The organism is Levilactobacillus mulengensis, from assembly GCF_003946045.1.
Lineage (GTDB): Bacteria > Bacillota > Bacilli > Lactobacillales > Lactobacillaceae > Levilactobacillus > Levilactobacillus mulengensis.
In genome coordinates this window covers 252,921-277,872 of sequence record NZ_RHNW01000001.1, presented here as the reverse complement: position 1 = coordinate 277,872, position 24,952 = coordinate 252,921, and the positions used below count along the sequence as shown (strand labels likewise).

The following is a 24,952-nucleotide window of genomic DNA, read 5'->3' as shown; positions in this document are numbered from 1 at the left end:
GCAAACGTCATGGCACAATATCGAGTTGGCCGGTTGGAACAAGAAATCCAGCGGGAAGTTACGGATATTCTCCTAAAACGTGTCCGCGATCCGCGGGTCGAGGGCGTCACCGTTACCGGCGTGGAAGTCACAGGTGACTTGCAGCAGGCAACGATTTACTACAGCATTTTATCCGACAAGGCTTCTTCAGCGGAAAAGACGCAGCAAGGTCTGAACAAGGCCACTGGGTTGATCCGGTCCGAATTGGGGTCACGCTTGAGCATCTACAAGACGCCAGAGCTGACCTTCGAACAGGACTCTTCCGTCCGTTATGGGAGTCACATCGATGAACTGTTAAATGATTTACATCGCCGCGAGTAATCGCTGGTGCAAGAGGGCGTCGGTCGTTAATGACCGGGGTCCTTTTTCTGTGCGGTGGCGGTTAACGCGCGCGACGACAACGTAATTCTGGGGTTTCCATTAGCCAGCAACCTTTTGTCTGTGGTAAACTATATGAGCTATGCGTCTTAGGATTAGTTAAAATAAATTGATAGCCAAAAGAGACGGGTTATTGCATGAGTTTGATGCCAATTAGGCTGGACTGTGGAAATAGTGAAAATGGGTGGCTAATGTAAGCGACCAGAGGCGGGTCAAAATTCCTAGCTGTGTCGATGCTCTTAGCTGAGCGACTTTCTCAGTTTAGAGCATGGGACGACCTTGGAGACTGGGTTTCAGGCTGGAAGCGTTCCCCACAGCAGGGAGTTTTGAACCCGCCGCCGGAAGCGGATGGTTAGAGACCTTATTTTCACCAGTAAATAACACGTAGAAATGAAACGGAGGAACCAGCATGGATGGGATTATTCCCCTGTATAAAAAACGCGGCATGACCAGCTTCGACTGTGTGGCCAAGTTGCGGCACATTTTACACACCAAAAAGGTTGGCCACAGCGGCACCCTGGACCCTAGTGTCGACGGTGTCTTGCCAATTTGTATTGGCTCAGCGACCAAGGTCGTTCCGTACCTGATGGCCTCCGGTAAAATGTACCGGGGAACTGTCACGTTAGGCTTGGCGACCACGACCGAAGATTTGGATGGCGAGGTCGTGGAGAAGCAACCGTTGACCACGCCGTTCACCTTTGAACAATTAACGGCAGCGACGGCAAAGCTGACCGGGACCATTCAACAGACGCCACCGATGTTTTCCGCGGTCAAGGTCAACGGGCGCAAGCTGTACGAGTATGCGCGCGCTGGTGAAACGGTTGAACGGCCCACGCGGACGATTACCGTCGATCATTTTACGTTGACCGATGCTGGCACCTTTGATGCCGAAGCCGGAACCCAGACCGTGGCCTTTGAAGTGGCCTGTTCCAAGGGCACCTACGTCCGGACGCTGGCTGTTGACCTGGGTCGCCAACTCGGCGTGCCCGCGGTCATGGCCTCGTTGACCCGGCACAAGAGTGGGGGCTTCACCCTGGACCAGACGGTGACGTTGGACCAGGTGGCCGAAGCCATGGCCAATGAAGATCTGAGTCCCATTTTACGGCCAATCGACTATGCCTTGGCTGAATACCCGCACGTGGCCCTGAGCGACCGTGTCTGGGCTTTGGTGAAGAACGGGGTCTTCCTGACAACGGACGAGGTAGACGGCGCTACGGCACCGGAGATTGCCCTGACGTATCAAGGCGCGACCAAGTGTCTGTATCAGTGGTCTGAAGAAAAACAACAATACAAACCGCTAAAAATGTTTGCGGTGAACTAAGTTTTGAGAAGAGGAATTTCCAATGGAAGTTATTCACATACATCACCCCTTAGATGCACGTCAGATTCCCGATGAGCCGGTCGTTTTGGCCATGGGCTTTTTCGATGGCGTTCACCGGGGGCACCAGGCGGTCATCAACCGGGCAAAGGCGGTGGCGCAAGCTAAGGGCGTTAAGTTAGCCGTTTTAACCTATGACCACCATCCAGCCCTGGTTTACCGGCCGTTACAGGTGGATGATCAAAAGTATCTGAGTCCTATCAAACGGAAGCTCCAACAGCTGGACCGTTTGGGCGTTGACCGGGTCTTTCTGGTGAACTATACCGGTGATTTCGCTTCACAAAGTCCCCAGGAGTTCGTTGACAACTACCTGGTCGGTTTTCACACGGTGGCCGCGGTGGCGGGCTTTGATCACACCTATGGCAAGAAGGACGTGGCCAACATGGACCTGTTACCCGGCTACGCCCAGGGCCGTTTTGAGGTGATTACCGTGCCGGAAGAGGCGAATGGTACGCAGAAAGTGAGTTCCAGCCATATTCGTGAAGCCATGAAGGCGGGAGATATTGACCTGGTTAACCAATTGCTGGGCTATACCTACCGTTCGACCGGGCTGGTCGTTCACGGCGAGGCCCGGGGCCGGACGATTGGGTACCCAACAGCCAACGTATTGGCACCCCAAGACGAATGGATCCCTGGTATCGGTATCTACACGGCCCGGCTTAAGGTCGGCGCCATCTGGTACCCTGGGATGGTCTCTGTGGGTCGCAACGTGACCTTTGGGGATAACCGGCCCATCACGGTTGAAATGAACCTGTTGGACTTCCAGGGCGACCTGTACGGCGAACCCGTTGAGGTTGAATGGCATCACCGGCTCCGTGGCGAGGTCAAGTTTGACGACGCGGACGGGCTAGTGGCCCAGTTGAAGCAGGACGAGGACGATACGCGGGCCTACTTCCAGCAACTAGCAGCGCACGAATCGTAACGGGCTAAACTAGTCGTTGTTGGCGCCGCCTCCGGGCTGGTGAAAACTGGGCCGTGACGCTGTGGGCGCCCGTCTGAAGCCTGAGAAGCGGTCTTCAGACTTACTTTGAGCCTCATAACCCGAGTCTCAAAGATAGCAGTTGCCTAAGCGGGAAACCCGCTAAGGCAACTCCCACGGCTTAGCCCATTTTCACCAGCCCTGCGGCTGACACTAGTTTGGACCGTGATACATTCGCTTCTGAATGTGGTGTGTCACCGGCGAAACAATATCATGGTCGTGTCCGTTCCCGACGGCGGGCTCAAAGTGCCCTGCTGTGGGGCCGGTTCCAGCCAAAGGGCGGGCTTCCACCTCAACTTTGTGCCTGAGAAGCGGTCACAAAGGTTGTCCCATGGGCTAAGCTGAGAAAATCGCTCAGCTAAGGCCATCGACACAGCTGGTCACTTTGGCCCGCCTCTGGTCACTAACATTGACTGCGTGGCTCATTTTCACCAGTCCTGTGGCTGACACTGGTTTGGACCGTGACACATTCGTTTCTGAGAGTTGTGTATCACCGGTTGAAATAATGTTGGCTAGTCTAACGCAAAGCCTACTTAACCATATTTCAAAAAAATTGTGTCACGCACTTCCTGGAACTGGGTTGCCGCGTGGCATTTTTATTTAGGCTCGGTTATTTTGACAAATTAATTGGGTGACGGTCCGGGACGTGTTACCATCTGGCGTGGTGATTATGGTGGTGCCGGTCCTTATTGGTTCAGGGCCGGCAAACGTTAAAGATCACTGAAAATGGGTATTTTTCTCAGTAAATTCCCAAAATTAGCACTTAATAGCAACGATTGCTAAAAATTCTACCAGATTTCTTGACTTCAAAACCGGGTTTTGCTACATTATATATGTGTCTTAGCACTTGTGACGTTTGAGTGCTAAAAAAGGGGTGATTGTGATGCTTTCAGAAAGACAAATGATGATTCTGCGAGCCGTTGTCCGCGACTTTACTAACACTGGTGTGCCAGTGGGGTCCAAGACATTAGCCAAGCAGTTACCCATCCACGTAAGCTCAGCGACAATTCGTAATGAGCTGGCGGCGCTGGAGGAGCAGGGACTCATTGAGAAAACCCACTCGTCTTCCGGTCGAATTCCTTCTGGCGAAGGTTACCGGTACTACGTCGACCACCTGGTTAAACCAGATCCGTTACGGCCCAACGATATTGACGTGATTCAGTCTTCATTAGGCGGCGATTTCCATAAGATTGACGAAATTATTTCGCAATCGGCAACGATTTTGTCCAACCTGACTAGCTACACGGCCTTTACGTTGAAGCCAGAATTGAAAAACAGTCGTCTCAGTGGGTTCCGGTTAGTGCCACTCGGCAAGCGGCAAGTGATGGCCATCCTGGTCACCGATAGTGGTGATGTGGAGAACCAGACCTTCGACGTGAACGAGACGGTGACTGGGGATCAGCTTGAGGCGGTCGTCCGGTTGATTAACGATCAGCTGGTTGGTTTGACGTTGCCAGAAGTCTTACAGAAGTTGCAAGCAGATATTCCGATGAAGATCGCCAATTATTTACAAAGTCCCGAGGGCTTCCTAGATATTTTTGGCGACGTGCTCACCCGGGCCGCACAAGAGCGGTTCTACGTAGGCGGTCGGCTCAATCTGTTGAACTTCTCGCAGGACAGTGACGTGGATTCGCTGAAGTCGTTGTATTCATTGATCGATAAGACCGATGATATTGCCAACGTTTTGGGGCAACCGAGTGATAAGATTTCCGTGCAAATCGGAAATGAAATGACCAACGATGCGCTCCGTAACTTCAGTTTGATCACTGCCACCTATGACGTTAACCAGCACGGCAAGGGTATGATTGCCATTCTGGGACCGACCCGGATGCCATATTCACGGATGTTGGGAATTGTCGGTGCGTTTCGTGAAGAGCTCGCGAAAAAACTATTAGATTATTATCGGTTTTATGACGAGTAAAGAAAGGGAGGTTTTTTATCGTGGCTGACAAGCAACAACCATCCACTGATGATGAAACTGCGGCAAAGGCCGCCACTACTAAGCAAGACCCAGACAAGACTGAGCAAGGCACAGCGGCGGAACCAAAAGCCGCCGCTAAGCCGACCGTTACGGCTGAACAATTAGCCGCCGTGCAAAAGAAGGCGGATGACTTCGAAGACAAGTATCTTCGGGCCGAGGCGGAAGTGCAGAACATGCAGGCGCGTTACCAAAAGGAACAAGCGTCGCTCATCAAGTATGATGGTCAGCAACTCGCGAAGGATGTGCTCCCCGTGATTGATAATTTGGAGCGAGCTTTAGCGGTTGAAGCGACCGATGATGCCAGCAAGCAGATCAAGAAGGGTGTTCAGATGACCTACGACCACATGGAAGACGCTTTGAAGCGCAACCACGTGACCGAGATCGAAGCACTGGGCAAACCATTTGACCCAACGTTGCATCAGGCTGTACAATCCGTCCCCGTTAGTGACGGGCAAACGGCTGAAACGGTGGTTAACGTGCTGCAAAAGGGCTACCAATTGAAGGACCGGGTTCTCCGGCCAGCAATGGTTGTCGTGGCACAATAAATTTATAAATAAAAACTAAAAAAGAGGGAATTTTTGATGGCAAGTAACAAGATTATCGGAATTGACTTAGGGACGACGAACTCTGCTGTCGCCGTTCTTGAAGGTAGCACGCCTAAGATTATCGCGAACAAGGAAGGCGCCCGGACGACGCCATCCGTTGTCGCTTTTAAAGACGGCGAAACGCAAGTTGGTGAAGTGGCCAAGCGCCAAGCAATCACCAACCCGAACACCATTTCATCTATTAAGAGTCACATGGGTGAAGCCGGCTTCAAGGAAACGGTTGATGGCAAGGATTACACGCCAGAACAAGTTTCTGCAATGATTTTACAACACCTGAAATCATTCGCCGAAGATTACATTGGCGACACGGTTGACAAGGCCGTTATCACGGTCCCAGCTTACTTCAACGATGCCCAACGGCAAGCGACGAAGGATGCCGGTAAGATTGCTGGCTTGAACGTTGAACGGATCATCAACGAACCAACGGCCGCTGCTTTGGCTTACGGTTTGGACAAGCAAGACAAAGATGAAAAAGTTATGGTCTACGACCTTGGTGGTGGGACCTTTGATGTCTCCATCCTGGACTTAGGTGACGGTGTCTTCGATGTGCTCTCTACGAACGGGGATACCCATTTAGGTGGGGACGACTTTGACCAAAAGATCATGGACTGGTTGATTGCCGGCTTCAAGGACGAAAACGGTGTCGACTTATCCAAGGATAAGATGGCTGTTCAACGGTTAAAGGACGCTGCTGAAAAGGCCAAGAAGGACCTTTCTGGCGTGACTGAAGCCTCAATCAGCTTGCCATTTATCTCCGCTGGCGACAACGGCCCATTGCACTTGGAAAAGAGCTTGAGCCGGGCTAAGTTCAACGAATTGACCGCTGACCTGGTTGAAAAGACCCGGGTCCCAGTTGAAAATGCGTTGAAGGATGCTGACTTACAAGCTAGCGACGTCGATGTTGTGATCTTAAACGGTGGTTCTACGCGGATTCCAGCCGTGCAAGAAGCCGTACAAAAGTGGACGGGCAAGGAACCTAACCACTCCATCAACCCTGATGAAGCCGTTGCTTTAGGTGCCGCCGTTCAAGGTGGGGTCATCACCGGTGATGTGAAGGACGTTGTTTTACTTGATGTGACGCCATTATCCTTGGGTATCGAAACCATGGGTGGGGTCTTCACCAAGTTGATCGACCGGAACACGACCATTCCTACCAGCAAGTCACAAGTCTTCTCAACCGCTGCTGACAACCAACCAGCCGTTGATATCCACGTCTTACAAGGTGAACGGCCAATGGCTGCTGACAACAAGACGTTGGGTAACTTTCAGCTCGCTGACATTCCAGCTGCCCCTCGTGGTGTTCCTCAAATCCAAGTGACGTTCGATATCGACAAGAACGGGATCGTTAACGTTTCTGCCAAGGATATGGGAACGAACAAGGAACAAAAGATTACCATCAAGAGCTCCGACGGTCTGTCTGACGACGAAGTTGAAAAGATGATGAAGGAAGCTAAGGAAAACGAAGCTGCCGACAAGCAACGTAAGGAAGAAGTCGACACCAAGAACGAAGTCGACCAATTACTCTTCCAGACCGACAAGACGTTGAAAGACGTTAAGGGTAAGGTCTCTGACGACGAAATCAAGAAGGCTGAAGATGCCCGTGATGCTCTGAAGAAGGCCCAAGAAGCGAACAATTTGGACGACATGAAGAGCAAGAAGGACGACCTGAACAAGATCATCCAGGACCTCTCCGTCAAGTTATACCAACAAGCTCAACAGGCACAACAAGCACAAGGTGCTGACGGCGCCGCTGCTGGCCAAGCTAGTGGTGATGCTAAGAGCGATGGTAAGGATGACAATACCGTTGACGGTGACTTCCACGAAGTTAACGACGACGATAAGAAGTAATCATTACTGTCAGTGTGTAAGCAGAAAGTCAGAGTCCGTGGGGCTTTGGCTTTTTGTTTCGAGTATGCTATTCTTACTAGAGGATGTTTTAACAGCTGAATCGGTTGTACCGAGTCTAGCTAGCGAACAACGCTAGTAACGGAAATATCGGAATTGATTGGGAGGAAAAAGATGGCGGAAACGGACTTATATGGCGTACTGGGCGTCGCAAAGGATGCCAGCCAAGCAGAAATTAAAAAGGCCTATCGCAAATTGTCAAAGAAGTATCACCCGGACTTGAACAAGGCCCCCGACGCGGCGGAGAAATTCAAGGCCGTGCAGGATGCCTATGACGTTTTGGGTGACGAACAGAAGCGGTCAAACTATGATCAATATGGTTCCGCTGATGGCGCACAGGGCGGTTTCGGTGGCTTTGGCGGCGGTCAACAGGGTGGCTTCGGCGGCTTTGGTGGCGGCGGTGGTTTCGACGACATCTTTAACCAATTCTTTGGTGGCGGTGGCGGTCAGCGTAATCCGAACGCCCCACGGCCGGGTCGGGACCTGCAATACCAAATGGACTTGAAGTTTGAAGAAGCCATTTTTGGGAAGAAGACCAAGATCAAGTATACCCGTGAAGCCCAATGCCACACCTGTGGCGGGAACGGCGCTAAGCCAGGGACTTCACCCGTCACTTGTCACCAGTGTGGGGGTTCCGGTTATGTCACGACTGAGACCAACACGCCATTAGGCCGGATGCGGAGTCAACAACCTTGTCCTGTCTGCCACGGTACGGGCCAAGAAATCAAAGAAAAGTGCCCAACCTGTGGGGGTACCGGTCACACGGAAGACCAACACGAAGTTGAAGTCACCATCCCAGCTGGGGTCGATGACGGGCAACAAATGCGGTTGCAGGGCCAAGGCGAAGCCGGTCAAAACGGTGGTGGCTATGGTGACCTGTTCATCATCTTCCAAGTGGAACCTAGCAAGGACTTCCGGCGCGATGGCACGGAAATCTACTTTAACCAAGACGTCTCGTTTGTCCAGGCAACCCTGGGGGATGACGTCACGGTCAAGACGGTCCACGGTGACGTTAAGCTGAAGGTACCAGCTGGTACCCAAGGTGGCACGACCTTCCGTTTAAAGGGCAAGGGTGCGCCAAGACTGCGGGGCAATGGGAACGGTGACGAACACGTGACCGTGAATGTTGTCACGCCTAAGAACCTGAACAAGGGGCAACGCGATGCCTTACGTGACTTTGCTAAAGCCAGTGGCGAAAGTGTTACAGGTACTGGCAAAGGAAACTTATTTAACAAAATGCGCGACAAGTTCAACGAAAACTAAGCTAAAGTTAAGAATGCGTGAATAGTTGATATATCAAGGCTGCTGACGATTGTCAGTGGCCTTTTTTGATGGGCAAAATAACCGTGACCCCCCTGAAATGAAAAGAAAGGTTTAAGGTTGAGTGAGGTTGTTTGCAATCCGGGTGGGGCAATGATATTCTCAGAACATAAGGAGCGTGGTAGGGACCACATAAGCTCCAGGCTTAACCAGCGTCGATTCGTCGGGGAGTTACCGATCTGGTTAAGTGGTGTACGGACGTCGACTTTGGGGGCGAATCGGTCGACAAACTTTGGGGGTGAATTTCATGAGAGCAAAGTGGCTGGCTTTATGGCATCAGCCGGTGGTCGCTTTTATCGGCTGGACCTTATTCTACTTTGTGATTTTGATGGCGTTGGTTTATTTGTACGGGTATAGTGGTTTGAATAATTCAACGTTCATTTACAACGAGTTCTAGTTACGAGAACAACCAGCTCGTGGGAGTATGATTAATCTTTGGGGGGATCGAGTATGATTAGAAACATGATTACGGCCATGGATCAGTGGGCGCTTCAAGACCCGGAACGGTTAGCTTACGATGACCTTGGTCACACAAACACTTATGGGGAATTAAAACAACGTTCAGACGCCCTGGCGGCTCACCTGGATGGGATGGACCTACCGGCACACGCACCAATCATGGTGTACGGGGGCCAAACCTTTGACATGATGGCCACGTTCTTGGGAATCGTGAAGAGTGGTCACGCGTATGTCCCAATCGACACACACTCACCACTGGAACGAATTACCACAATCAATGAGATTGCGCAACCAGCGGCGGCGATTGCTGTCAGCGACTTGCCAACCACCTTGGGTGACACACCGGTGATTACCGCCGATGACTTAGCCACGATTTTTACCCAGTCCGTCGACTATCACGTGGACCATGGCGTTAGCGGGGATGACACCTACTACATCATCTTCACGTCGGGGACGACTGGCAAGCCTAAAGGGGTTCAGATTTCACACACCAATCTTTTAAGCTATGTGAACTGGATGCTGAGCGATGACTTCACGTTGCCAGCCAATGCCCGCACGTTATCACAAGCGCCATACTCGTTCGACCTGTCCGTCATGGATTGGGGACCGACCTTGGCAGCGGGGGGCACGTTGGTGGCGTTACCCAAGACCGTCACGGATAACTTCCGCGCCTTGTTTGAAACCTTACCGACGATGAACCTGAACGTCTGGGTCTCAACCCCATCCTTTGTGGACATTTGCTTAATGGAGCCCACATTTGATGCCACTCATTATCCACAGCTCACCCGGTTCCTGTTCTGCGGCGAGGAATTGACGCATGCCACGGCAGCGAACCTGCACCAGCGCTTCCCTAAGGCCCGGATCTTCAACACTTACGGACCAACGGAAACCACGGTGGCGGTGACCCAAGTGGAAATTACGGAACAGATCTTAGCGGACTACCCACGGTTGCCAATCGGCTACGCCAAGGATGATACGCAGATCACCGTGGTTGATGACCAGCTCCAGACGGTTCCAGCGGGAACTGAAGGCGAGCTGATGATCAGCGGGCCGTCCATGTCCAAAGGGTACCTGCACAATCCAGAGAAGACTGAAAAGGCCTTTGTTACAGTGGACGGGAAAACGGTTTACCGCTCTGGTGACTTAGGGGTTCAATTGGACAACGGCTTGATTATGTACCGTGGCCGGACTGATTTTCAAATCAAGCTTCACGGCTACCGTATCGAACTGGAAGAGGTTAACCACTACCTGTCTCAAGAGGACCATATCCAAGTGGGCGTTGCCGTACCACGGTACGACCGCAACCACAAGGTTAGCCAGTTGATTGCCTGGGTCGTCCCAAGCGAACCAGAAATTGCAAGTGAATTAGCCCTGACCAAGGCTATCAAACAGAATTTACAGGGCGGCGACATGATGGAATACATGATTCCACAGCGCTTCGTCTACAAGGAAAGCCTACCGATGACCCCCAACGGCAAGGTTGATATTAAATCGATTATCGCCGAGGTCAATCAGTAATGTTGTCATTTGAGCCTTACGGCAACCCAACGTACTTTGCCTTGTTGGGTGTGGCGTTACTGCCACTGATGATTGGTCTTCTGTACGGCAAACGGTCACGCCTGTACGAAACGTTGATCTCAATCTTCTTTCTGGTCTTAACCTTTGGTGGTCCCAAATGGACCCAAGGGGTGGCCTTGATCATCTACATTTTGTACGAAGTGGCGTTGACCTGGGGGTATGCCGTTTATCGTAAGCACCAAAATTCGGGGCCAATATTTTACCTGATGGTGATTCTCGCCATTATTCCGTTGACCATCGTGAAGGTCACACCCGCCGTGGAAAACGGTCAGGCTTCCCTGATTGGGTTCCTGGGGGTCAGTTACCTGACGTTCCGGGCGGTGCAAACCATGATGGAAACGCGGGATGGCACGTTAAAAGACTATCAGGTCATGACGTTCCTGCAGTTCATGCTGTTCTTCCCTACGATTTCATCCGGGCCCATTGACCGTTACCGGCGGTTTGAAGCCGATTACCGGTCAGTGCCCGACCGAGAGAAATATCTCGGGATGATTCAAAAGGGGATTCGTTACATCTTCGTTGGTTTCTTGTACAAGTTCATCTTGGCGTACTACTTCGGGACGATGCTGATGCCTAAGCTGCAAGTGATGGCAATGCATTCTCGGGGCGGCTTCATGGACTTGTCTTGGCCGGTGCTGGGGTACATGTATGCTTACAGTGCTGACTTGTTCTTTGACTTCGCGGGGTACTCGTTGTTTGCCGTCGGGACGTCCTATATCATGGGCATTGCGACGCCAATGAACTTCAATCAACCGTGGCGCTCACCGAACATCAAGGATTTCTGGAACCGGTGGCACATTACGTTGTCCTTCTGGTTCCGAGACTTTATCTACATGCGCCTGGTTTTCTGGTTCATGAAGCATAAGGTCTTCAAGAAGCCGACTACCACGGCTAACGTGACGTACATTATCAATATGTTAGTCATGGGGTTCTGGCACGGAGTCACCTGGTACTACATCACGTACGGGCTGTTTCATGGGTGTGCGTTGGTCATCAACGACACTTGGCTGCGGTACAAGAAGAAGCACCGAGCCAGTGTGCCACACAACGGCTTCACCCAAGTATTTGCCATCTTCTTAACGGCAAATATGGTCTGCTTCAGCTTCCTGATTTTCTCAGGGATGCTGGATAAATTATGGTTTCATTAAGTAGGGTTATAACTATTATTTAGGGGGAAATTATTATGGATATCAAAGAAACTGTTTTAGGGATTTTAAACGACTTAACTGGTAACGATGTTAGTGGCGCGATGGACGACAACTTGTTCGACAGTGGTCTGATGGACTCCATGGGGTCTGTCCAACTGTTATTGCAATTACAAGGGGACTTAGGCATCAACGTGCCCGTTTCTGAATTTGAGCGGTCAGAGTGGGACACGCCCAACAAAATCATTGCGAAAGTCGAAAGTCTGGCTTAGCCAATGGCAAAGCGATTACTACGGATCTTTGGTCCGTTAATTCTCGCGGCGATTCTGGTTTTTGCGGTGTTGGCGATGCCCGTTACCTGGGGCTTCAGTCACGTTAGCGCGGCTCGTGAACGGCAGGCGGCAGTTTCCTTGTCACCCAACGTTTTACGAGGGAAGCGCATAAAGGAACAGGCGTTAAAGGATGGCTACGTGCCATTCTTTGGCTCCTCCGAGTGGTCACGGTTTGACCCCATGCATCCGTCCGTTTTGGCGCAGAAGTACAAGCGGTCTTATCGACCATTTCTGCTAGGGGCGCGGGGCTCACAATCTCTGACCCAATACTTTGTGATGCAAAATATTCAGGGCGAATTGCGGAACAAGAAAGCCGTCTTCGTGATCTCACCACAATGGTTCGTGAAAAACGGGACGCGGAAAGACGCGTTTGGGTTCTACTACTCACAATTACAAACGGCGGAATGGTTGACCCATTTCCGGCACGATGCAATTGACCAGTACGCGGCCCAACGGTTGCTCCAAATGCCCGCTGCTAACTCGGACCACTTCATCTACGCTGCGCTACAACGCGTGGCCAAGGGTGAACGACTGACTGATTTCCAGCGGTTCTACCTGCAAACGCGCAAGAATATGCTGACACAAGAAGACCAGTTCTTCTCCGGCATTGATCTGCCATCGCAAAACCTCAATCGGGTGAACCAGCAAGCCAAGAAGTTACCCACTCATTATTCCTACTCGGCACTGGATCGCCTGGGTGGTCAGTTAGGGAAAGCAGCGACCGGTGATAACCGATTCCACATCAGCGATAAGTTCTATAAGCAAGGGCTGAAGAAGGAATTGAAGACGGGCAATCTGAAGAACTTCCAGAAGAACCTGTCGTACACCAAGTCGCCAGAATTCGCTGACTTCCAGCTGTGTCTGGATCAATTCTCACGGTTGAACACCAACGTGCTCTTCATCATTCCACCAATCAACGCGCGGTGGCAGAAGTACACGGGCTTATCGGCCACGATGCTCAAGCAGTTTGACCAAAAGATTCACTACCAATTACAATCACAAGGATTCAACAACATTGTTGACCTCAGCAACAAGGGGAACGTGCCGTACTTCATGACGGATACGATTCACCTGGGCTGGCGCGGTTGGTTGGCCGTCGATCAACGAGTCAATCCGTTTCTCAGTAAGCAACAACCGCAACCGCACTACGCGATTAACGACAAGTTCTACAGTAAGCAATGGCAGAACTTGGCGCCAAGCGATTTGAAGCAGTATGAGGCGGACAATAAATAGACGTTAACTGGCGGGTATCCTCTTTGGTGGGGTGCCCGTTTTTTTGTGATTTTTGAAAGGATGAAACGAATTTTCAGCATCGAATTCGTTTGGGTAAACTTTCGATTGCTTATCGGATTCGCTAGGGGTTAAAGGTAGGAAAATGCGATGGCTATGTTATAATTGTTGAGAATGGCGTTTAAGAAAGTAGGAAATCAACATGGATCTTGAGAAATTAAAGCAACATCAAAAATACATCCGTAACTTTTCCATCGTGGCCCATATCGACCACGGGAAGTCCACGATTGCGGACCGAATCTTGGAGTTAACGGATACCATTTCCAAGCGCGACATGCAAGATCAAGTGTTGGATAACATGGACCTTGAGCGTGAACGCGGAATTACGATTAAATTAAACGCGGTTGAATTGACGTATCACGCCAAGGACGGCCACGACTATGAATTTCACCTGATCGATACACCAGGGCACGTCGACTTCTCCTATGAGGTCTCACGGAGCTTGGCAGCCTGTGAAGGGGCCGTTCTGGTCGTGGATGCTGCCCAAGGGGTCGAAGCCCAGACGTTGGCCAACGTTTACTTAGCCTTGGACGATAACCTGGAAATCGTGCCGGTCGTTAACAAGATTGACTTGCCCGCCGCTGATCCAGAAAAGGTTAAAAAAGAAATTGAAGACGTGATTGGGTTGGATGCGTCCGACGCCGTCTTGGCCAGTGCCAAGCAGGGTATCGGGATTCCAGAACTGCTGGAACAAATCGTGGCCAAGGTGCCCGCACCTAGTGGCGACCTGGATGCGCCGTTGAAGGCCTTGGTCTTCGACTCCGTTTACGATGATTACCGGGGGGTTGTGCTGAGTGTTCGGGTATTTGAGGGCACGGTTCAACCCGGCGATAAGATTCGTCTGATGAACAGCGGTAGTGAGTATGAAGTGACTGAAGTCGGGGTCAACTCGCCTAAGCCGATTTCACGCGACTACCTGATTGCCGGTGACGTGGGTTACATCACGGCCAGCATCAAGGACATCACGGATACCCGAGTGGGTGATACCGTCACCAATGCGGCTAAGCCTGCCGACAAGGCCTTGCCTGGGTACCGGGAAATGAGTCCCATGGTTTACGCCGGGCTTTACCCGACCGACAACGCGAAGTTGAACGACCTGCGTGAGGCTTTGGAAAAATTGAAGCTGAACGATGCCGCGTTGGAATTTGAACCCGAAGCGTCGCAAGCGTTAGGATTTGGGTTCCGGTGTGGGTTCTTGGGGATGCTCCACATGGACGTCATCCAGGAACGTTTGGAACGGGAATTCAACCTGGACTTGATTACTACGGCACCATCCGTTACCTATCACGCGTACTTGACGGACGGTGGCATGAAGGAAGTTGAAAACCCTGCAGAAATGCCGGAAGCTTCCGCCATCAAGCGGATTGAAGAACCTATCGTGAAGGCCACCATCATGGCGCCTAACGAATACGTTGGGGCCGTCATGGACCTGTGCCAACACCGACGGGGCCAGTTCTTGACGATGGAATACCTGGATGATTACCGGGTCAACATTATCTATAACATGCCGTTGTCAGAAATCATTTTTGACTTCTTTGACAAGCTGAAATCCAGCACCCGGGGCTACGCTTCATTGGATTACGAGCGGGCCGGGTATCAAGAGGCCGACTTGGTCAAAATCGATATTCTCCTGAATGGCGACAAGGTCGATGCCCTGAGCTTTATCGCGCACCGCACCTTCGCCGCCCAACGGGGTCGTGAGATTGCGTCCCGCTTGAAGGGGATTATCCCCCGGCAAAACTTTGAAATCCCTGTGCAAGCAGCTATTGGGGCTAAGATCATTGCGAGAACCACGATCAAGGCCTACCGGAAGGACGTGACCGCCAAGCTTTATGGTGGTGACCGGACTCGACGGATGAAGCTGTTAGAGAAACAAAAAGTTGGGAAAAAGCGGATGAAGGCTGTTGGGAAAGTGGATATCCCTCAGGAAGCGTTCATGGCCGTTTTGAAGACTGACGAGGATGAAACCAAGTAGTGACGCGGGTTCTAGGGGACTGCCTTTTCGGTTGCCGCCCATTTGCCTACCATTTGCCGACGGAATTGTCGGCATGTCGACAAAATTAAATAATTTACTAAGATGGTGCACTGTCAGTTTTTCTGATGGAGCACCATTTTTTTGAATATGTCGGCGGTCTCGGAACTCACTTTTTTGGTGACGTGAGAGTAATATGCCCATGGCCTTGTAACATTTGCACCGTCTTCCAACAGCATAGTAGTGTGGGGAGATGGTCCTAGCAATGATGTTTTAGTTTAGTATGGTTCTGATATAATTAACATAACTATGGAGGTATCGAATATGAGCAAGGATGAAATTATTCAAAATCTTTTCGACCAAATACACGCAATTAATGACCATTACTTGTCTATAATTGCGATTGTTCTAGTACTGACTACTATTGCTTTTTCAGCACTAATGTGGCTACAGCTTAGAGCAAGTAGGGAGCAGTATGACAAAATGAAGGCTGAACTCGAAAATGAAATGGTTACCAAATATAACTTGAAGCAGATTTCAACATTGAGTGAAAGTGCTGATAGAAAAGTCAAAATGAGCCTTAGTCGTATCCTTATGGACCTTGCTTTGCATGAAGTCAACGGCAAGCACAAAGCTAGTGACGAGGTTCAACGAGATTGGGTCAATAGGTTAAGATCTATTGAGGACAGTTTAGGTAGTGATGTTCTTGAAGAAAATAGAGAGGATGTTGCACATGCTCTTTATGCTATCTCCAAGAAAATGGTAGGAGATGAATCGTTAAAAATTAACGATTACAATAGGCAAGAACTAAATTCAATAGCTGATAGAATGGACGGAAAATTTGAAAAATCCTTATAATGGGTGATATTAGTCGTATTTATGCATATAACCGCAAATTATTTTCGACAGCTGGTATTGTGGGGAGTATTGATTGAATGATCAGTTCGAACAAATGACGAATATAACAGTACCAAAAATTCTCCCCGTTCGTTTAGAAACTAAGCTTTCCAGACAAGTCATCCCCCATACATCACTAACCCAATCAATGGTAATCTACAGATATATTTAGCGACGTTAGACAGCTATAGAACGATTGAGGGGGAGTAGCGCATGACTAAGGGACTAGCATTTGCGTTTCATGGGGGACCGACCGCGTTTATTGATCGATTAGCCATTGTCATTGACGACCTGGATGATGAAGATTTGAAAATCTTAGAACAGGTTTGTGAGTGGTCATGGACGAATCACTGTGTCATTCCGGTGGAGAGCTTACAGTTATCGCCAACTGAGGTCGAATGGCGGTTAACTAAACTGGAACGGTTAGAACTGTTGGATCTTGGCGAACGCGTTTAAGTAGGGGGTCAACGACTGACATCAGGGATGTAGTCGTTGGCTTTTTGTAAATTAAAACACCCAGGCACGCGTCAATCGACGTGAACCTGGGTGTTTTGCATTGCTACTGGACAGGATAAAAGGCCAATCAAATTTTTAGTAGGCGGTATAGTTATAAATATGGTCAAAAGCTGATTTCGTGGTCCGCGTAGCAACTTTCTTTTTGCTGGCGAATGGGAATTGCCCAGAGAACTGCAGCTGCTTATGCGACAACTGGGTCAGCTTCATCGGCTTTTTGGAAAATTTGCGCATCAGGATTGAATAGTGATTACCAGTTTGCTTCACAGAGGTCACCTTGATGTGGAAGGAGCCCTTGCCAAAGGGGCCGACATCAAAGTAATGCCGGGTCAAATGGATGGCCTTGGCCTGGCCGTGCTTGTAGTAGCCACGCAGTTGCGTGGGCACCGCTTTGGTCGTTTTCGCCTCGGCCGATACCGGCAGTCCAGCAGAGCCCAACAACAGACCGGTTAACAGCGTGATTGAAAGTGTTAGACGTTTATTCATTGAAATCATCCTTTACACCAAAATTTATGTAGACACTAATACACAGATTAATATACAGCTGAAATTGGGTGGAAGAAAATGTATTCTTCGTTAGACTATGAAGGCGATTAATCATCACATCAAAAACCGGTTGCCATTTTCGACAACCGTTGCAGCTGTTTCGCTATTAATATTTGCGATACCAATGATGACCCTTGGCCGCAACCACAAAGAAGGTTCGTGAATTGTGGGTGTACTTGTGTGGCGACTTGATTACCCAGACACTACCGGCACTCATCAACCAGTGGGAAATCTTGACGTGCGCGCCCTTGTGAACGTACCCGGCATCCGTAAAGCGGTTGGCGGCTTCGTACTTGCCGGTCCGCACCCGGTAAACGTGAACGGTCCGGGTGATTTTGACACGGCGGGTAGCCATAGCGGCGTACGAATTACCGTTTAGATAACTGGCGTGGACGGGGACAGCGGGTAAGCCGACCACGACCAGGGCCAGTAACAACAATCCCCATTTTCTCAAATGCATGAAACTCCTCCTAGAAAGACAATCAGCTTTTAACGTCGTCAGTTTTGGACGTCACCGCAGACGAGCAAAAAACGGCTAGCTAGTCGCCAGTCGTTTCAGCAGTCTAATCAATAAGGGACTTAGCCATTTGCACTTACTCGCGTTCGGCATCCTCGGCCAGTTCCAGCCAAATCGTTAGGGGTGAGGGGATGTAGTCCGGCCACTTTTCCATTTTTTTAGCACAGCGGTCCAGCAGGTGGCTCTTGCCATCCGTGGCGAGGTCCTCAAAGACCGTCAGCGCTTCGGTATTGTCTTCTAAATCAACCTTCAGCGTCGGGGCACTGTGGCGCCATTCCTCAATCAAATCCTGGTAGATCACGATTCTGCGTGCTTGTAAGATGGTGTAGTCCACACCTTCTACGTGGAGCTGCTTGGTGAATAGGTCATACTCGTCAAAGACCGCCGTTTGGGCCCGTTGCCAATCAGTTTCGGTAAAATCTGCTTGTTGTTCTTTCATCTTCGTCGACCTCTAGATTCACATAAAATATGTAGAATAGTTAAATTTTATTTATTCGCTAAACAAATGACCCTTTCCACAGTATAGCATTTTCTCGCAAAATAGTAAGCGGCTGGTTAGACCAAACGGTGGCACGCAAAAAGGCTGGCAGGTGCGCCAGCCTTACAGGCTTTACTTTTCCCAGCCACACAGCGTGTAGTGGTGGGCCTTTGCCCATTTCTTCGTCACGTGTTTGAGTTTGCCCGCGTGGTTCAAGCCGCGGCAGGTTTTATCGAAGTGATAACGGTGGCCGTGGTTAGGGGCAATCCAGACTTTAACGCTCTTGGCTTCGGCGTTAGGAACGGGGGCGGTCAGGGGTTCGACGACGCCACCCAGCGTAAAGGTGATGGCAATCAGGGTTAAGGCCTTGCGTAATGTTTTCATCAAATTTTCCTCCCGGGGAATCAGTTCAGCTTTTCAAGTCTTCAGAGTTTGGACCACTGATTAACTGGCGTGACTGTAGCCGGTGGCGTAGTCAATCGTGTAACCAGGTTCGACGTTAAAAATGTAGACGTTGAAGTGAATATCGTTGGAGCCCAACGACTGAGCCCGCATCTGGACCCCACGGGCGACCAGTTCGTTGCCCCGGAAAATCGGGGTCACGGTGTAACGCACGTAATGGGCCTTGCTGGCGTGAAGGTAGGTGGCGACGTCCATTTCGTTGTGCAACATAAGTGGACTGTTCAGGGTTCGTGTCCCGGTCATCAGGTTCTTAGGATTGTTATTTTGACCGGTAAATTGGTAGCCGATTAAATGGCTACGGTTGTACAACCAGCCGTGATGCGTGCGCTTATTGTGCCAGCCGGTGGGATCGACGGTCAGAGCTTCCCGTTTGGCACTGGGCATCAGCGACTGATTCAGCAGGGCCGCGGCACCGGTGACCCGGTTTTGGCTATCGAGGGCGTGATACGTTTGCCAGGCACCGTGGGTCTTGGACAGCTGTTTGCGACTAAAGCCCGGATTGTTGTGGTTGACGGTGATTTCCTGTTGGCCCGTGTAGGTAAGGGCGGCGAGGTTCGTGGTGGCCGCCGACTTGGTAGACCGTGTGGCGGCTGGCTTCTTCTTGGCTGACTTTTTAAGTTTGGCCTTGCGGTGAGCCAACGATTTCTGCTCGCTGGCTAAGCGGGTACGCTCCGCGGAGTTGGCCCGTTCTAATTTTTTAGCCTGCTTTTGGGGCTGATGATCGTAAATGACCTTGGTACTGGTCACATTGGCCGCGGCCGACTGCTTGTTATGGGTGCAGCCGCTAAGCCCGATGAGTGTCAGACTCAATAATGTGGCCGTGATGGCGGTTAACTTTTTCATCTTATCGCAACGCCTTTCTGTAGCCGGCCGCCTTGGCTTGCGCTTCCGTTTGGAAGTAAACGGCGTTACTACTGTTCATGTGGTAGCCCGATTGCCCGGGCACGTGATAAATCTTGGAATTCTTGTTGCCGATAATCTGGCCGTCCTTGCCGGTGGTCAGGTCGCCTTGGGTGCGGCGGGCGTGGCTAGACTGCGTGGTCGCGCTAGAACTAGCGGCACGACTACTGGCCTTGGCCGCGGCTGCTTGACTGGCCGCTTCCCGTGAGGCACGTTTCGCACTCGCCCGACTTTCGGACTGGCTGGCAGCTTCACTGGCACTGGCGGCTTTACTAGCAGCGGCGGCCTGCGAACTGGACTGGGCATCAAGTGGGTCGCTGGTGGCGGTCTGTTGACTAGCAATCACAGCCAACCGGCGGGACTCGGCCTTGGCGCGGGATAAGCGTTTCGTGCCCACCAGAACGGTCTTGGTCTTGACGGTCGGTTGTGGGTTGTCAGCGGCCAGCCCGACCACGCCGCCAAAGAGGGCGAGAAAAATAAAGGCACTCCCCAAGATCTTGCGGCGGTGGGGTTTGCGCAGGACCCAGTAGGCCGCCCCGCCCCACAGGAGGATCCAAATAAGTGCAAAAGTCATGCGATAATCAGCTTCTTTCTCCTAGTTTGCCACTTTAGTGCTGTATGTATGCTACAAAGTAGTTGTGGTTCATCACCAATTCTACGGGCATGGACCGCCAGTCGCAAGACTTTTTTGTAATTAATTCTAAAGATTGCGAGGGTGAACAAAATTTTTCTGGTTAATGACGTCGCTAATAAAAATGGGGGCCAGTGGGGTAACCAAAAAAGCCATGTCTCCCGTAAATCACGGATAGACATGGCTAATCGAAAGGTTTGTGTAAGGGTGAGACGTGTTAGTAGAGCTGGCTTCACCTTGGTGAACTGAGCGGGTTACTTGTCCTTTTTAAGCAACTCGACGATTTCACGCAGGTACTTTTCCTCCTGCGTTGGCACGGGCTCGCTAGGCTCTTCCGCCGGCTTGGCCAGAATCTTGTTGAGCAACTTGATCAACAGGAAGACCACGAAGGCAATAATCAGGAAATTAATCACCGAGTTGATGAAGGCCCCGTAACGGAAATGGGCGCTGCCCACGGTGAGCACCAGGTTGGAGAAGTCAATGCTCCCCACAAAGATGCCCAGCAGGGGGTTGATTAGGTTGGTGACCAACGAGTTGACGATGGCGGTAAAGGCTGCCCCGACGATAACCCCGACGGCCAGGTCCATCACGTTGCCGCGGGCAATAAACTCTTTAAATTCTTTTAACACGAGCGATTCCTCCTAAAGGTTTTGTCTTCTATTTTTAATGATTTGGGTGAAAATTGCAACCAAAACGCTGGGGCTAAAACGTTTAGCGACTAATGACCTAGCGGAAACGAAGCGCTCGGTGGTGCGCGGTCGGTTGCGCTGCGGTAAAATGGACTTATAGAGTAAATAGATTCAAATTAAGGGGGATTTAAAATGGCCAGTATTCAATTAAGCGACTCACTGGTTGCGTTGCTGCAGCATAAGGGGTTGGCACAAAAGAATTTGATTTTATTGACGGATGATGGTGGCGGCAAGTATTCTCTGCAGGGTGGTGCCTGTACGATTGGCACCAACTTCACCCTGATTGTGATTGATGCGCCTGACAAGGATTATCCGGTTAAATTGCACAACGACCAGGGGATTCATCTCTGGACGTCCGACTACGATCTGATTTTTCTGGAAACGGGCGTAGCCATGGATTATCAAAACGGTCAGGTTTCCATCAAGGATGATGCGCATGCCATGCTGGACAACACGGTCCAAATTGCGAATGGCCAGGACGTATTGGCTGCCTTCGCCCAGGGAATCACGATGAAGGGTGAGTCTTGCTAAGTTTACATTAACGCGTCCCGAAAGTGAGCCGTGTTTTTTCAATTTAGTTAGTTCCAATGGTCTTGAAAGTATAGTACAATAAACAATGTAAGTGGTTTCAATCGGATTGCCAAATGTGTGAAATTTCCTGTAATCGACCGTGAAAAAAGTTTGGGAAGCCAGACATTTTGCTTGCAATCTAGTGAAAAATCAACTATTATCAATTATTGATACATTTTAAAACGGGTAGGCAACCGAACCGGCTTAAGAGTCGGTTAAAAGCTGAGTAGATTGTCATGAATTAGGAGGTGATTACCATGCTGAGTCGGACCAAAGAGTTCTTACGGCAACATAACTATCGTTACGAAAAGTCGTATATCCGGCCATTAATGGCGCCAGAGAGCGTCTACGTGTTTAAATTCGGTCAAGATTCGCTCAATAATCGGGTAATCATTCGTTATGGTCACACGTGGACCGGACGCCAGCGAATCAACGAGATTGATTTGCGGTTGCACAAACAAAAGCATCCACGCGTGTTTCAAAACGAGGCGGATATGTTAGATTACTTGGAAACGCAACTTGCCCAGCGCGAGCAACGTCACGCTGATCATCCGAGCGATACCGAGAAGGTCTAGGACCGTTTTGTTAATTATTTAATTTTAGCGGTGAGCCGCAGGCAATTAAATTTGCCCGCGGCTCTTTTCTTTGGCCTGAATTTTGGCAATTCACAGCCGACTCCTCTATAATTGAAGAGTCAGCTTCTTTCCGGTGACCAACCTGCGTGAAAATCGCGGGTGAAGTCCGCTCTCGATGGCGGGGTCAAGGTGATCCTGCTATGGGTTTTCCGTCGAAGGCTGATAACGCGTTTATCTCGCTAGGCGTAAGTCGTATTTGGCGCTTTGAGGTGACGGGCTATTGCATGACCGTTCGATAAAAATTGGCAGATTATAATTGCTGTCACGTCGGTTACGGCGCGATAAAATGAGACCACCATGTCAGTGACCAGAGGCGGGTCAAGGTGCCCAGCTGTGTCGATGGTCTTACCTGAGTGTTTTCTCAGGTTAGAGCATGGGACGGTCTTGGAGACTGGCGATTTTCCAGGCTTCAAGCCGAGGTGGAAGACCGTTTCACAGGCTGGAGCCGGGCCCCACAGCAGGGCACCTTGAACCCACCGTCGGGAACGGGCAGGTCGGCTCATTTTCACCCGCCCGGAAGCATAGTGAAAGATCATATATAGAAAATTAAACCCTCAAGGAGGATATTTACCCATGGAATGGACCGAAGTCAGTGTCATTACCACGAACGAAGCCGTTGAGGCCGTTAGCAATATTTTACAGGAAGCAGGGGCCAGTGGCGTGAAAATCGATGACGCCGCCGACTTTGCCAACCTGAAGCCCGGCAAGTACGGGGAAGTCGTCGATCTCGCGACGATTCCGCACCGGACGTCTGGCGCGGAAATCAGCGCTTACTATCCCGAAACCATCTTTGTGCCAGAAATTTTACCAACCATCAAGCAACGGGTCAGTGACCTGACCAAGTTTGGCTTGGACCCCACGCCCGGGACGGTTACGACCAAGGCCGTGGACGACGAAAGCTGGGCGACTGCCTGGCAGAAGTATTACCACCCGGTCCGGGTCACCCGTTATTTGACGGTCAGCCCTAGCTGGGAAAATTACCAACCGGTTCAGGCGGATGAACACGTGATTCGTTTGGACCCAGGGATGGCCTTTGGGACCGGGACGCACCCAACCACGCGGCTGTCACTGACGGCCCTAGAAATGGTGGTTCGCGGCGGCGAGACCATGTACGACGTGGGAACCGGCTCAGGCGTTCTGAGCATTGCGGCCAAGTACTTGGGCGTTAAGGACATCACGGCCTTTGACCTCGATGACGTGGCCGTTCGTTCCGCCAAGACCAACTTGGACCTCAACCCCGTCGCAACGGACATCGTGGCTAAGCCCAACGACCTGTTGAATGGGATTCATCAGCCAGTTGATCTAGTAGTGGCCAACATTCTGGCCGAAATCATCTTGCCACTGATTCCCCAAGCTTGGGAAAACCTGCATGATGGGGGTTACTTCCTGACGTCCGGCATCATCGCCGACAAGTTGGACGAAGTTGTGGCCGCCCAGAAGAAGCAGGGTTTCATCATCGACAACATCCTGCAAATGAAGGACTGGCGCGGGGTAATCGCCCATAAACCAACGGAGGATGACTAAGTATGCAACGGTATTTCTTGGAAGCAACTAGTCAGGATGGCGAACAAATTACCCTCTCACCGGCCATCTATCACCACTGGGTCACGGTCCTACGCGCTGAGGTTGGTGCCGAAGCGGAGTTCGTGGACGATACGGCCCACCTGTTTCACGGCCAACTCCTGGCGGTGACCGGGGATGCGGCGACGGTCAAATTGACTGCCGTCCCAACACCAGCGGTCGAACTGCCCGTGGGCGTCACGATTATCTGTGGCCTGCCCAAGCAGGAAAAGGCCGAATGGATCACCCAAAAGGCTACCGAATTGGGCGTGGACCACGTGATTTTCTATGCCGCGGACTGGTCGGTTGCCAAGTGGCAGCCCAACAAGGTCGCCAAAAAGTTAGCCCGCTTAACGAAGATTGCCCATGGCGCCGCGGAACAGGCACACCGGTTACGCCGGCCAGACGTCAGCTACGCCCCCAACCTGCGGACAGCCTTGGAAACACCACACGACGTGGCATTAGTGGCGTACGAGGAATCAGCTAAGCAGGGTGAACAGAGCGCGTTAAACCAGCAGCTCCAAGCCCTGACTTCCGGCCAACGCGTGGTCGCTGTCTTTGGCCCCGAGGGTGGCATCAGCCCAGCCGAAGTTGCCCAGGCGCAGGACCTAAACGCCACGCTGGTGGGCTTAGGCCCACGGATTCTTCGCACGGAAACGGCCCCGCTGTATTTCCTGTCGGCGGTTTCCATGGTCTTGGAGTTACAGCAAGGTAGTCACAGTTAATCGGACAAATTCACTCGGATAACGGGTAACAGGGTGAAATCTTCCCTGAAACATGCTAAAATAGTTGCAATTATTAAGAGAGATGGGTGAACGAGATGGCATTTTTAGAACGGATTGGCTGGCGTTACTGGCTGGTCGCCATCGTGATGGGGTTGGCGTTGCCAGCATTGGCCACGGGGATCGGGATTAGCCCCGTTATGCGCTTCGGCGGGTTACTGGTGATTATTAATGGCTGTTTGGCGATTATTTTAGGTCGCCTGATCTATCGCAAGACCCAACCAGGGTGGTGGCTGTTGATTTGGCCACTCATTTATTTAGCGGGCTCGCTGTGGTTCTTGCCACGCTACACCCGTTACTTTGCGATTGTTTACCTGTGCATCTCCTACTTGGCATACGGCTTAACGCAGGCCAAGACTGAATCGAAATAACTGAACCGTTCAAAATGACCTGTGACTGACCGCACAATGT

27 protein-coding genes are annotated in these 24,952 nt (G+C 51.0%); 20 read left to right on the top strand and 7 right to left on the bottom strand.

What is annotated here, in order from left to right; genetic code table 11:
- The first annotated feature begins 9 nt into the window (after positions 1-9).
- From rbfA to EKM84_RS01225, 15 genes are all read left to right on the top strand, one after another.
- A complete protein-coding gene (rbfA, locus tag EKM84_RS01295) occupies positions 10-360 on the top strand; it encodes a 30S ribosome-binding factor RbfA (RefSeq protein WP_125762861.1) in 351 nt (116 codons plus the stop codon).
- A 466-nt stretch (positions 361-826) separates the two neighbouring features.
- Complete coding sequence (gene truB / locus EKM84_RS01290) at positions 827-1,738, top strand: tRNA pseudouridine(55) synthase TruB (protein ID WP_125762859.1); 912 nt, start codon at positions 827-829, stop codon at positions 1,736-1,738.
- Positions 1,739-1,760: 22 nt separating this feature from the next.
- Positions 1,761-2,717, top strand: a complete 957-nt coding sequence (gene ribF / locus EKM84_RS01285) for a riboflavin biosynthesis protein RibF (protein WP_125762857.1) — start codon at positions 1,761-1,763, stop codon at positions 2,715-2,717.
- A gap of 940 nt (positions 2,718-3,657) precedes the next feature.
- The gene (hrcA, locus tag EKM84_RS01280) at positions 3,658-4,695 is read left to right on the top strand and encodes a heat-inducible transcriptional repressor HrcA (RefSeq protein ID WP_125762855.1); all 1,038 of its coding nucleotides are present in this window, start codon (positions 3,658-3,660) and stop codon (positions 4,693-4,695) included.
- A 20-nt stretch (positions 4,696-4,715) separates the two neighbouring features.
- Complete coding sequence (gene grpE, locus EKM84_RS01275) at positions 4,716-5,300, top strand: nucleotide exchange factor GrpE (RefSeq protein WP_125762853.1); 585 nt, start codon at positions 4,716-4,718, stop codon at positions 5,298-5,300.
- Positions 5,301-5,336: 36 nt separating this feature from the next.
- Positions 5,337-7,208: a molecular chaperone DnaK gene (gene dnaK / locus EKM84_RS01270; RefSeq protein ID WP_125762851.1), complete on the top strand. Its 1,872-nt coding sequence runs from the start codon at positions 5,337-5,339 to the stop codon at positions 7,206-7,208.
- A 171-nt stretch (positions 7,209-7,379) separates the two neighbouring features.
- On the top strand, positions 7,380-8,528 hold the full coding sequence (gene dnaJ / locus EKM84_RS01265) for a molecular chaperone DnaJ (protein WP_125762849.1): 1,149 nt from the start codon (positions 7,380-7,382) through the stop codon (positions 8,526-8,528).
- 304 nt (positions 8,529-8,832) lie between these two features.
- On the top strand, positions 8,833-8,982 hold the full coding sequence (locus tag EKM84_RS01260) for a teichoic acid D-Ala incorporation-associated protein DltX (protein WP_125762847.1): 150 nt from the start codon (positions 8,833-8,835) through the stop codon (positions 8,980-8,982).
- Between the two features lie 53 nt (positions 8,983-9,035).
- Positions 9,036-10,562: a D-alanine--poly(phosphoribitol) ligase subunit DltA gene (gene dltA, locus EKM84_RS01255; RefSeq protein ID WP_125762845.1), complete on the top strand. Its 1,527-nt coding sequence runs from the start codon at positions 9,036-9,038 to the stop codon at positions 10,560-10,562.
- Positions 10,562-11,770 carry a D-alanyl-lipoteichoic acid biosynthesis protein DltB gene (gene dltB, locus EKM84_RS01250; protein ID WP_125762843.1) on the top strand — a complete coding sequence of 403 codons (1,209 nt, stop codon included), beginning with the start codon at positions 10,562-10,564 and terminating at the stop codon, positions 11,768-11,770. Before dltA ends, dltB begins: the two co-directional genes overlap by 1 nt.
- Positions 11,771-11,805: 35 nt before the next feature.
- Positions 11,806-12,039 (top strand): D-alanine--poly(phosphoribitol) ligase subunit DltC, encoded by a 234-nt coding sequence (gene dltC, locus EKM84_RS01245; RefSeq protein WP_125762841.1) that lies wholly within the window; start codon positions 11,806-11,808, stop codon positions 12,037-12,039.
- A gap of 3 nt (positions 12,040-12,042) precedes the next feature.
- Positions 12,043-13,332 (top strand): D-alanyl-lipoteichoic acid biosynthesis protein DltD, encoded by a 1,290-nt coding sequence (dltD, locus tag EKM84_RS01240; RefSeq protein ID WP_125762839.1) that lies wholly within the window; start codon positions 12,043-12,045, stop codon positions 13,330-13,332.
- Between the two features lie 199 nt (positions 13,333-13,531).
- Complete coding sequence (gene lepA, locus EKM84_RS01235; protein WP_125762837.1) at positions 13,532-15,364, top strand: translation elongation factor 4; 1,833 nt, start codon at positions 13,532-13,534, stop codon at positions 15,362-15,364.
- A 321-nt stretch (positions 15,365-15,685) separates the two neighbouring features.
- Complete coding sequence (locus EKM84_RS01230; protein ID WP_125762835.1) at positions 15,686-16,219, top strand: hypothetical protein; 534 nt, start codon at positions 15,686-15,688, stop codon at positions 16,217-16,219.
- Between the two features lie 252 nt (positions 16,220-16,471).
- Positions 16,472-16,714 (top strand): hypothetical protein, encoded by a 243-nt coding sequence (locus tag EKM84_RS01225; protein WP_125762833.1) that lies wholly within the window; start codon positions 16,472-16,474, stop codon positions 16,712-16,714.
- Positions 16,715-16,849: 135 nt separating this feature from the next.
- Here EKM84_RS01225 and EKM84_RS01220 read toward each other — a convergent pair whose 3' ends face one another.
- The 7 genes from EKM84_RS01220 to mscL all read right to left on the bottom strand — a co-directional run bounded on the left by EKM84_RS01220 (position 16,850) and on the right by mscL (position 20,934).
- Complete coding sequence (locus tag EKM84_RS01220; protein WP_125762831.1) at positions 16,850-17,257, bottom strand: hypothetical protein; 408 nt, start codon at positions 17,255-17,257, stop codon at positions 16,850-16,852.
- Between the two features lie 166 nt (positions 17,258-17,423).
- Positions 17,424-17,777 (bottom strand): hypothetical protein, encoded by a 354-nt coding sequence (locus EKM84_RS01215; protein WP_125762829.1) that lies wholly within the window; start codon positions 17,775-17,777, stop codon positions 17,424-17,426.
- 133 nt (positions 17,778-17,910) lie between these two features.
- Complete coding sequence (locus EKM84_RS01210) at positions 17,911-18,273, bottom strand: hypothetical protein (protein WP_125762827.1); 363 nt, start codon at positions 18,271-18,273, stop codon at positions 17,911-17,913.
- 171 nt (positions 18,274-18,444) lie between these two features.
- Positions 18,445-18,696 carry a hypothetical protein gene (locus EKM84_RS01205; protein WP_191988055.1) on the bottom strand — a complete coding sequence of 84 codons (252 nt, stop codon included), beginning with the start codon at positions 18,694-18,696 and terminating at the stop codon, positions 18,445-18,447.
- A gap of 60 nt (positions 18,697-18,756) precedes the next feature.
- Complete coding sequence (locus EKM84_RS01200) at positions 18,757-19,617, bottom strand: DNA/RNA non-specific endonuclease (RefSeq protein ID WP_125762823.1); 861 nt, start codon at positions 19,615-19,617, stop codon at positions 18,757-18,759.
- 1 nt (position 19,618) lies between these two features.
- Positions 19,619-20,248, bottom strand: coding sequence for a sunset domain-containing protein (locus EKM84_RS01195; protein WP_125762821.1), 630 nt, complete (start codon positions 20,246-20,248; stop codon positions 19,619-19,621).
- A 311-nt stretch (positions 20,249-20,559) separates the two neighbouring features.
- A complete protein-coding gene (mscL, locus tag EKM84_RS01190) occupies positions 20,560-20,934 on the bottom strand; it encodes a large-conductance mechanosensitive channel protein MscL (RefSeq protein WP_125762819.1) in 375 nt (124 codons plus the stop codon).
- Positions 20,935-21,126: 192 nt separating this feature from the next.
- Between mscL and EKM84_RS01185 the strand changes: the two genes are divergently transcribed.
- The 5 genes from EKM84_RS01185 to EKM84_RS01165 all read left to right on the top strand — a co-directional run bounded on the left by EKM84_RS01185 (position 21,127) and on the right by EKM84_RS01165 (position 24,912).
- Entirely contained in the window at positions 21,127-21,525 is a 399-nt protein-coding gene (locus tag EKM84_RS01185; RefSeq protein ID WP_125762817.1) for an iron-sulfur cluster biosynthesis family protein, read from the top strand.
- Between the two features lie 296 nt (positions 21,526-21,821).
- Entirely contained in the window at positions 21,822-22,139 is a 318-nt protein-coding gene (locus tag EKM84_RS01180; RefSeq protein ID WP_191988054.1) for a hypothetical protein, read from the top strand.
- A gap of 633 nt (positions 22,140-22,772) precedes the next feature.
- On the top strand, positions 22,773-23,723 hold the full coding sequence (prmA, locus tag EKM84_RS01175) for a 50S ribosomal protein L11 methyltransferase (RefSeq protein WP_125762813.1): 951 nt from the start codon (positions 22,773-22,775) through the stop codon (positions 23,721-23,723).
- Positions 23,724-23,725: 2 nt separating this feature from the next.
- Positions 23,726-24,484, top strand: coding sequence for an RsmE family RNA methyltransferase (locus EKM84_RS01170; protein ID WP_125762811.1), 759 nt, complete (start codon positions 23,726-23,728; stop codon positions 24,482-24,484).
- A gap of 95 nt (positions 24,485-24,579) precedes the next feature.
- Positions 24,580-24,912 (top strand): hypothetical protein, encoded by a 333-nt coding sequence (locus EKM84_RS01165; RefSeq protein ID WP_125762809.1) that lies wholly within the window; start codon positions 24,580-24,582, stop codon positions 24,910-24,912.
- Positions 24,913-24,952: the final 40 nt, after the last annotated feature.